This is a genomic window from Rhodopseudomonas sp. (assembly GCF_013377015.1).
Taxonomy (GTDB): Bacteria; Pseudomonadota; Alphaproteobacteria; order Rhizobiales; family Xanthobacteraceae; genus JARJEH01.
The window spans coordinates 1-1052 of sequence record NZ_JACABA010000034.1; the positions used below are offsets into that span (position 1 = coordinate 1).

Consider the following 1052-nt stretch of genomic DNA (forward strand, 5'->3'; position numbering starts at 1 on the left):
GGCTTCGAGGAGGTCATCCGCGAGATCGCGGTGCGGATCGCCGACGAGCCGGCGCGCCACTGGCAGTTCGCCGCGTTCGGCCGCGACATAGCGGACGCGCAAGTCGACATCGTGCACGAACAGATGCAAGGTCGAGGCCGGAATGCGCTCAGCCGCTTCCTTGCGCACCATCGGATCGACATCGAAAGCAAACACCGCCAGGCGGTCGGGCGGCAGGCGGCGCACGACGGCGCGGCGGACTTCGGATTCCGGATCGTTGGCCGCCACCGGCAGCAACGCCGGTTCGAGTCTTCGCGCGGCCATCAGGCGCACGTAATAATCTTCGTCGCCGAACATGCGGAGCAGGTCTGCGCCTTCGAGCCGCATGGCGCAGGCGATGCGGACTTTTCGGTCGGCGTCGCCGGCCATGTCGCGGACGCGCGCAACCGGCAGACGCATGGCGACCATGGCGCGCACCTCCGGATCCTTGTCGCGCATCATGCGCGGCAGCAGAAAAATGCTCGCGTGCTTGGCGGCGATGGTCCTGATCTCGAAATAGGGATGATCGAGATATTCGGCGACAAGTTGCGCGTTGGCCGCAAAGAAGCGATCAATGCGGCGGGCGCGCTGGTCCCGGACGCAAATGCGTCCGAGCACACAGCGGCCAGTTTCACGCATCGCAAGATGCGGACAATCCTGGCAAGAAAAGGGCCTGCCGGTCCAGTCGACGGCGACGTCGACTGAATCGGCGTCCGGCTCGCTCATGCGGGTCTGACTGTTCAGGCCTTCACGCAGGTCTTCGGCACCGGGCACACTTCGTTGCATTGGGCCTTGTCGAACGAGCCTTCGCATTCCGTGCATTTGGCGGCGTCAATGATGTAGATGTCGCCCTTCATCTTGATCGCCGCATTCGGGCATTCGAATTCGCACGCGCCGCAGACGGTGCACTGGGAGGCGATGATCTTGTAGGCCATTTTCTTGCTCCTATGTTGAACTCTTCACAACGACGTCACGCGCTGAGCGCGAGCTTGGATCACGCGCTGAGCGCGACCTCGGGGGCGCCGAACCGGGCC

General features: G+C 64.1%; 2 protein-coding genes. Both read right to left on the reverse strand.

All coding sequences use genetic code 11. The features are described from left to right. The coding region (locus tag HXX15_RS23140; protein ID WP_296519260.1) for a 4Fe4S-binding leucine-rich repeat protein at positions 1–744 on the reverse strand (744 nt) is incomplete at its 3' end. Between the two features lie 14 nt (positions 745–758). Continuing rightward, positions 759–953, reverse strand: a complete 195-nt coding sequence (locus HXX15_RS23145; protein ID WP_296519261.1) for a 4Fe-4S binding protein — start codon at positions 951–953, stop codon at positions 759–761. Between the last annotated feature and the right edge of the window lie 99 nt (positions 954–1052).

Excerpts from the sequence above, each read along its gene's own strand:
- HXX15_RS23145 (WP_296519261.1), bottom strand. The coding sequence starts at position 953 with ATGGCCTACAAGATCATCGCCTCCCAGTGCACCGTCTGCGGCGCGTGC.